The sequence below is a fragment of the Pantoea sp. RCC30.1 genome (assembly GCF_058148845.1).
Genome location: NZ_JBXUHX010000062.1, coordinates 1 through 8,585, shown reverse-complemented (window position 1 = coordinate 8,585; position 8,585 = coordinate 1). Strand labels below are relative to the sequence as shown.

General features: G+C 56.1%; 6 protein-coding genes. 5 read left to right on the top strand and 1 reads right to left on the bottom strand.

The window, feature by feature from the left end:
- Nucleotides 1-202: 202 nt before the first annotated feature.
- The 4 genes from metA to aceK all read left to right on the top strand — a co-directional run bounded on the left by metA (nt 203) and on the right by aceK (nt 6,122).
- Entirely contained in the window at nt 203-1,132 is a 930-nt protein-coding gene (gene metA, locus AC2LB6_RS24220) for a homoserine O-acetyltransferase MetA (RefSeq protein WP_283546543.1), read from the top strand.
- 261 nt (nt 1,133-1,393) lie between these two features.
- Nucleotides 1,394-2,992 carry a malate synthase A gene (gene aceB, locus AC2LB6_RS24215; protein WP_490095426.1) on the top strand — a complete coding sequence of 533 codons (1,599 nt, stop codon included), beginning with the start codon at nt 1,394-1,396 and terminating at the stop codon, nt 2,990-2,992.
- A 17-nt stretch (nt 2,993-3,009) separates the two neighbouring features.
- Entirely contained in the window at nt 3,010-4,311 is a 1,302-nt protein-coding gene (aceA, locus tag AC2LB6_RS24210) for an isocitrate lyase (RefSeq protein ID WP_490095425.1), read from the top strand.
- A 62-nt stretch (nt 4,312-4,373) separates the two neighbouring features.
- Entirely contained in the window at nt 4,374-6,122 is a 1,749-nt protein-coding gene (gene aceK, locus AC2LB6_RS24205; RefSeq protein ID WP_490095424.1) for a bifunctional isocitrate dehydrogenase kinase/phosphatase, read from the top strand.
- On the opposite strand, the gene iclR is transcribed toward aceK, so the two are convergent.
- Complete coding sequence (gene iclR, locus AC2LB6_RS24200; protein WP_490095423.1) at nt 6,097-6,924, bottom strand: glyoxylate bypass operon transcriptional repressor IclR; 828 nt, start codon at nt 6,922-6,924, stop codon at nt 6,097-6,099. The two genes, aceK and iclR, sit on opposite strands and share 26 nt — an antisense overlap.
- 145 nt (nt 6,925-7,069) lie before the next feature.
- On the opposite strand from iclR, the gene AC2LB6_RS24195 reads away from it, so the two are divergent.
- Nucleotides 7,070-8,585: homocysteine S-methyltransferase family protein (locus tag AC2LB6_RS24195; protein WP_490095422.1), on the top strand; the 1,516-nt coding region annotated here is incomplete at its 3' end.

Genomic DNA, 8,585 nt, shown 5'->3' with positions numbered 1-8,585 from the left:
GCGAGAGTAGGGAACTGCCAGGCATTATATAAGTGAAGAAGCCCCGCACGGAAGTGCGGGGCTTTTTTACGTCTGCAATATGCCACTTTAAGCTGAAACATTTTCATTTTCTGCATGAAACCTCGACATCTCACAACGATCACGCTAATGTTGGGCATCCAGATGTCTAAACGTTTATATGGTTGCGAGAGGTGAGCAGGTTATGCCAATCAGGGTTCCCGACGAATTACCGGCAGTGAATTTTTTACGTGACGAAAATGTCTTTGTCATGACATCGTCGCGTGCCAGTGTTCAGGAGATCCGACCGCTTAAAGTGCTCATACTGAATCTGATGCCGAAAAAGATCGAAACAGAGAATCAGTTTCTGCGTCTGCTTTCCAACTCGCCCTTACAGATCGATATTCAGCTGCTGCGCATCGACAGCCGCGAATCACGCAATACGCCTACTGAGCACCTCAACAACTTCTACTGCAATTTTGAAGATATCCAGCACGACAACTATGACGGCTTAATCGTGACAGGTGCACCACTCGGGCTGGTCGATTTTAATGATGTGGCCTACTGGCCCCAGATTCAGCGCGTTCTGCACTGGGCAAATGAGCACGTCACCTCAACTCTGTTTGTCTGCTGGGCAGTGCAGGCTGCGCTTAATATTTTGTATGGCATTCCCAAGCAAACCCGACATAACAAACTGTCTGGCGTCTATGAGCACCAGATACTGCATCCTCATGCGTTACTGACCCGGGGTTTTGATGATAATTTCCTTGCGCCACACTCACGCTATGCTGATTTTCCTACTCAACTGATCACGGATTACACCGATCTTGAGCTGTTTGCTGAATCGGAACAAACCGGTGCCTATCTGATGGCGAGTAAAGACAAACGCCTGGTGTTTGTTACTGGCCATCCGGAGTATGACGCGCTGACGTTGTCTGGTGAGTATCATCGCGATTATGAAGCCGGAGTAAATCCGGAAGTCCCGTATAACTATTTCCCCCAGGACAATCCGGTCCTGCCACCGCGCGCTACCTGGCGTAGTCATGGCAATCTGCTGTTCTCCAACTGGCTCAACTACTACGTTTACCAGATTACGCCGTTCGATCTGCGCCGCATGAATCCGACGCTGGAATAGTCCCGCCCGAAGATCAACTGAACCGTGTTAGCCGATGGCAACACGGTTTTTTTTGCGTTTAAAACAGCAGTGAAAGTTGTTCCTTTAATAAATAAAAATTTAATTACATATAAAACATTAGGATAGATAGGTTAAATTACAAAAATGGAAATAGTTTTTGATTTAGAAAAATAAATGATTATGCTCTGATCCTGTAGCTCACAAAACAAACACCGTATGGATCCGCTGCATTCGATCCTTTGAATACAGGAGAACGCCAGCATGACAGACTCAGTGATCAGCCATACCCTGAATTTCAGTCAGCCCTTTAGCCATGCCAAACAGCAGCTGTTAACGCCCGAAGCTATTTCTTTTCTGGAGGCTCTTGTTGCACGCTTTGCACCGCAACGCGAAGGACTGCTATCGGCTCGCCAGCAGCGTCAGCAACGATATGATCAGGGCTATCTGCCAGACTTCGATATGGAAACCGCTTCCATAAGAGCTAGCGAGTGGCGCATTCAATCCATTCCGGAAGATTTAAAGGATCGTCGGGTCGAGATCACCGGCCCACCCGACCGGAAAATGGTGATTAACGCCCTGAACTCAAACGTTAAAGTCTTTATGGCCGACTTTGAGGATTCACTGTCTCCGGAGTGGTCAAAGTTGATTGAAGGGCAGCTGACGCTACGCGAAGCAGTACAGGGCACCCTGAGTTATACCAGCGACAAAGGCAAAATTTATCAGCTCGGCGCGGCGCCTGCGGTGCTGATGTGTCGGGTGCGCGGCCTGCATCTGTCAGAAAAACATGTCAGCTGGCAGGGTAAGACCATTCCAGGCGGACTGTTTGATTTTGCGCTCTATTTCTTCCACAACGTCCGGCCATTACTGGCCAAAGGTAGCGGGCCCTACTTCTATCTGCCGAAAACCGAGAGCTGGCAGGAGATCGCCTGGTGGCGTGAGATCTTCAGCTTCAGCGAGGATCAGTTCGATCTGCCGCGTGGCACGATCAAAGCCACTGTCCTGATCGAGACCTTACCCGCCGTGTTTCAGATGGATGAGATCCTGTGGAATCTGCGCGATCACATCGTTGGCCTCAACTGCGGCCGCTGGGATTACATTTTTAGCTACATCAAAACCCTGAAACAGCATGCGGATCGCGTACTGCCGGATCGTCAGTCCGTCACCATGTCTCAGCCGTTCCTGGATGCTTACTCGCGCCTGCTGATTAAAACCTGTCATCGCAGGGGAGCATTCGCGATGGGCGGAATGTCAGCCCTGATCCCTGCTAAAGATCCGACGCGCAATGCCTGGGTGTTGCAGCGCGTGACGGAGGATAAGCAGCGGGAGGCGGGCAATGGGCATGACGGCACCTGGATTGCGCATCCGGGCCTGGCAGATACCGCAATGGCGGTCTTCAATGCCGCGCTGGGTGACCGGCCTAACCAACTGCATGTCATGCGGGAAGAGGATGCCCCGATCACGGCGGAGCAATTACTCGCGCCCTGTCAGGGGGAGCGTACCGAAGCGGGAATGCGTGCCAACATCCGCGTTGCGCTGCAATACCTTGAAGCCTGGATCAGTGGTAACGGCTGTGTGCCGATTGACGGGCTGATGGAGGATGCCGCCACTGCAGAGATCGCACGCACCTCAATCTGGCAATGGATTCGTCATCAGCAAGTGCTGAACAGTGGCCAGCAGGTCACGGCCGAACTGTTTCTGCGCTGGCTGAACGAAGAGCTGCATCTGCTGCAAAACGCGCTGGGCGAAACCCAATTCAGCGCCGGTCGCTATGACGACGCGGCACAGCTGATGGCGCAGATCACCACCGAACGCGAGCTGGTTTCCTTTCTTACCCTGCCAGGCTACCGCCTGATCCCCTGAACAGAGGAGCTATTGCCATGACACGTACTCAACAGATCGATCAACTGGAACAACTCTGGCAGACCGCACGCTGGGAGGGCATTACCCGCCCTTACAGCGCAGCAGAAGTCGTCAATCTGCGCGGCTCGGTCCTGCCTGCCTGTACGCTGGCAGAGCGCGGCGCGGAAAAGTTATGGGCGTTGCTGAATGGCGAGGCGAAGAAAGGGTATATCAATAGCCTGGGTGCGCTGAGTGGTGGACAAGCATTGCAACAGGCCAAAGCGGGCATCGAAGCAATCTACCTCTCTGGCTGGCAGGTGGCTGCAGATGCCAACGTGGCAGGGCAGATGTATCCCGATCAGTCGCTCTACCCGGTGAATTCGGTGCCGGAAGTGGTGACCCGCATTAATCAGACCTTCCAGCGCGCCGACCAGATTCAGTGGTCCAGCGGCATTGAAAAGGGTGACAGCCGGCATACCGATTTCTTTCTGCCGATTGTTGCTGATGCGGAAGCGGGTTTTGGCGGCGTGCTGAATGCGTATGAGCTGATGAAGGCGATGATTCAGGCGGGCGCGGCGGCGGTCCACTTCGAAGATCAGCTGGCGGCGGTAAAAAAATGCGGTCACATGGGCGGCAAAGTGCTGGTACCGACTCAGGAAGCTATTCAGAAACTGGTGGCGGCAAGGCTGGCTGCCGATGTGATGGGTGTGCCAACCGTACTGCTGGCCCGCACTGATGCCGACGCCGCTGACCTGATTACCTCAGACTGCGATGAATACGATCGTCCCTTTATCCGTGGCGACCGGACGGCAGAAGGATTCTTCCGCACCCATGCCGGTATTGAACAGGCCATCAGCCGCGGACTGGCCTATGCACCTTATGCTGACATCCTGTGGTGTGAAACCTCGACGCCGGATCTTGCGATGGCGCAGCGCTTTGCGGATGCTATTCATGCGCGCTTCCCCGGCAAGCTGCTGGCCTACAACTGTTCACCGTCGTTCAACTGGAAGAAGAACCTCGACGATCACACCATCGCAAAATTTCAGCAGGCGCTCAGCGACATGGGATATCGCTTCCAGTTCATCACGCTGGCGGGCATCCACAGCATGTGGTTCAACATGTTCGATCTGGCCCATGCCTATGCCCAGGGAGAAGGGATGCGTCACTACGTGGAAAAGGTTCAGCAGCCTGAGTTCGCTGCCCGCGATCGCGGTTACAGCTTCTCATCACATCAGCAGGAAGTCGGCACCGGCTATTTCGATCAGGTGACCAACATCATTCAGGGCGGTAAGTCCTCGGTCACCGCGCTCACTGGTTCGACCGAAGAGCACCAGTTCTGACGCTTCTCCTCTGACGGATTCCCCGCCCGCACCATGCGGGCGGGCATTGACCGGAGCTGACTATGCCGCCACGCGAATCCTTGATCGCCTGCACTATCCTGCAGGGTTTTGATGCTCAGTATGGCCGTTTTCTGGATATTACCGCCGGGGCGCAGCAGCGTTTTGAGCAGGCGGAATGGCAGGCAGTGCAGCATGCCATGAAGGCCCGCATTCATCTCTATGATCATCACGTCAGTCTGGTTGCCGATCAGCTGCGGGTGCTGAACGGCGCGGCCAACTGGGATGAGATTTTTTGGCTACGGGTCAAGGATCACTATCAAAGCCTGCTGCCCGGCTATCCACGGCATGAGATTGCCGAAAGCTTCTTTAACTCCGTCTACTGTCGGTTACATGGACATGCCGACCTGCAGCCGGACCGGCTGTTTATTATCAGCTCTCAGTCCCTGACCGCACCGGTCACACCTTTGCGGCCCTTATCACGTCGTTATCAGCCGGAGCGGGGCTGGCGGGCATTGGTGGAGCAGGTGCTTGGAGATTTACCTCTGACACTGCCGTGGCAGCATCGGGGGCGCGATGTCGGCTGGATTGTCCGCCACCTGGAGTCACATTTCCCCCGGCTGAGCCAGGGCTGGCTCGAGGTCAACAGTGAACTCTTCTATCGCAACAAAACCGCCTGGCTGGTGGCGCGCCTGCATCTGCCGGAGGGCATTTTTCCGTGTCTGCTGCCGATACAGCGCACTGAAAGCGGCGAACTGTGGATCGATACCTGCCTGACCGATGTGAATGACGCCAGTATTGTCTTTGGTTTTGCCCGCGCCTATTTCATGGTTTATGCCCCGGTGCCAGCGGCGCTGGTCGCCTGGCTGCAACCGATTCTGCCCGGAAAAACGCTGGCTGAGCGCTATATGGCGATTGGCTGCCAGAAGCACGGTAAAACCGAAAGCTATCGTGAATATCTTCAGGCGCTGGCAGAGAGTGATACCGCCTTTGAGATCGCGCCTGGCGTGCGCGGCATGGTGATGCTGGTCTTCACGCTGCCGGGCTTTGACTGGGTATTCAAAGTCATCAGGGATCGCTTCGCGCCGCAAAAAGAGGTGACGGAAGCGCAGGTCCGCGCCTGTTATCAACAGGTCAAAGAGCACGATCGCGTGGGACGGATGGCGGATACGCAGGCGTTTGAGCAGTTTGCGCTGCCGCTATCGCGCATCTCACCGGCGCTGCTGGCGGAACTCCACGCCTGCGTGGCAGAGAAGCTGCACATCGAAGGCGATCGCCTTATCATTCATCATCTGTGGCTGGAGCGCCGAATGCAGCCGCTTAATCTCTATCTGGCGCAGGCCAATGCAGGAGAGCGACGTCATGCTATTGAGGAGTATGGCAACGCCATCCGACAGCTGGCGGCCGCCAATATCTTTCCTGGCGATATGCTGTTTAAAAACTTCGGCATAACCCGCCATGGCCGGGTGATTTTTTACGATTACGATGAGATTCGCCCGATGCAGGAGCTGAACTTCCGGGAGGTGCCAGCGGCGCGCTATGAGGAAGATGAACTGAGTGCCGAACCGTGGTACAGCGTCGGGCCAGACGATGTCTTCCCGGAAACCTTTCGCTATGCATTATGCAGTGAAGCCGCGACCGGCGCCTTGCTGCTGCAACTGCATCCGGAGATATTCGACGCCCGCTGGTGGCGCGCGCAGCAGCAGCGCATCGCCCAGGGTCATGTGGAAGAGGTGATCGCCTGGCGACAGACGCAGCGTTTCAGCGTCTGCTACGCGGCAGGGGCTGTTAACGACCGCTGTACGCCAGCGTAACCTGACGCGCTTCCCGGATGACCAGCGCACCTAACTCCGTAATCCGATCGTCTGTCATGCGGGCGATGGGGCCGGAGATGGAGAGCGCGGCAAACGCCTCGCCATGTTCATCATAGATGGGCGCGGCGACACAGCGTAATCCGAGTGCATGCTCTTCATCATCCAGCGAAAAGCCCGCTTTGCGAACCTGCGCCAGATTCTCTTTCAGGCTCTGCGGCGACATCAGAGTCTTCGGCGTGTAGTAGTGCAATCCTTTCTGATGCAGCAGGGCGGTGACCTGTTCATCACCCAGATGCGCCAGAAACGCTTTGCCTGCGCCTGACGCATGCATCGGCAGCTTGCCGCCAATCGGCGCGGACATCCGCATCAGCTGGGTACATTGCACCTGATCAATGATTACCGCCTGGTAGTCACCGAGATCCAGCACCGCCAGATTCACTGTCTCACCGGACTGCTCCATCAGGCTTCGCAGCACCGGGTGAACCAGCGCCAGCAGATTACGGCTTTGCAGGAAACTGCTGCCGACCACAAAAGCGTGCGCGCCGATTGTCCACAGTCCGAGATCGCCCACCTGGCGGACAAAACCCTGTTGCTGCATGGTGCTGAGCAGGCGATGCGTGGTGGAGTTAGGCAAACCCGCCTGCTGCGCCAGTTCGGTCAGCGCCACGCTGCCATGTGAATCAGCAATCAGCTCCAGCAATGTCAGACCACGCGTCAGCGACTGGACCTGACCGCCCGCGGGTGCGGCGACAGGGGTGCCGCGGGGTTTCTTACCGCGCTTAACGGGAACGGGCGTTGCCATCGTTGTTTCTCCTTTTATATTGTGGAAATCATTTTCGTTTTAATCGCGCGGTTTGCAAATGCTGGTTTTCTGGTCAGACCTGTGAGGCAGTGCCTGTTAATCTCTCCATCGAGGTTACTTTGTCGCCTGACAAGCTTGTGCCAGAATGAAAAACGGACTTTTCCGCCAGCAGACTGACGTGAATGGGGCAACAGTGAGCAATAAAATCGACGCGCTACATCAGCAGCTCGCACAACGCATTATGGTGTTGGATGGCGGCATGGGCACCATGATCCAGAGCTATCGGCTGGAGGAAGAGGATTATCGTGGCAGCCGTTTCGCTGACTGGCCCTGTGATCTTAAAGGTAATAACGATCTGCTGGTGCTGAGTAAACCAGCCGTGATCCGCGAGATCCACGACGCCTATCTGGCTGCAGGGGCGGATATTCTCGAAACCAACACCTTCAACGCCACGTCGATTGCGATGGCGGATTACCAGATGGAAAGTCTATCGGCGGAGATCAATTTCGAAGCGGCCCGGCTGGCGCGAGCCTGCGCCGATGCATGGACGGCGAAAACGCCGGATCGTCCGCGTTATGTCGCGGGTGTACTCGGCCCGACCAACCGCACCTGCTCGATCTCACCCGACGTCAACGATCCCGCCTACCGAAACGTCACCTTCAATCAGCTGGTGGAAGCCTACCGTGAATCGACCCGCGCGCTGGTGGAGGGCGGTTCCGACCTCATCATGATCGAAACGGTGTTCGATACGCTGAATGCTAAAGCGGCCATCTATGCGGTGCAGACCGAGATGGAAGCGCTGGGTGTGACGCTGCCGCTGATGATCTCCGGCACCATTACCGACGCTTCCGGCCGGACGCTCTCTGGCCAGACTACGGAAGCTTTTTACAACTCCCTGCGTCACGCCGAACCGCTCTCTTTTGGCCTGAACTGTGCGCTGGGGCCGGATGAGCTGCGTCAGTATGTGGCGGAGCTGTCGCGTATCGCCGAAGGCTACGTCACTGCCCATCCCAATGCCGGTCTGCCGAACGCGTTTGGCGAATACGATCTCGATGCGGAGCTGATGGCGGAGCAGATTGGTGAATGGGCCACTTCGGGCTTCCTGAACATTATTGGCGGCTGCTGTGGCACCACGCCGCAACATATTGCGGCCATGGTAGCGGCGGTTGAAGGCGTCGCGCCGCGTCCCTTGCCGACGATTCCGGTAGCCTGTCGCCTCTCCGGTCTGGAGCCACTGAACATCACCGCAGAATCCCTGTTTGTTAACGTTGGTGAGCGCACCAACGTCACCGGCTCAGCAAAATTTAAACGGCTGATCAAAGAAGAGAAATACAACGAAGCACTGGACGTGGCGCTGCAGCAGGTACAGAGCGGCGCGCAGATCATCGACATCAACATGGATGAAGGCATGCTCGATGCCGAAGCGGCGATGGTGCGCTTTCTGAATCTGATTGCGGGCGAACCCGATATTGCCCGTGTGCCGATTATGATCGACTCCTCGAAATGGGAAGTGATTGAGAAAGGGCTACAGTGCATTCAGGGCAAAGGGATCGTGAACTCTATTTCGATGAAGGAGGGTGAAGCGGCCTTTATCCACCATGCGCGCCAGGTCCGGCGTTATGGCGCGGCGATGGTGGTCATGGCATTTGACGAAGTGGGCC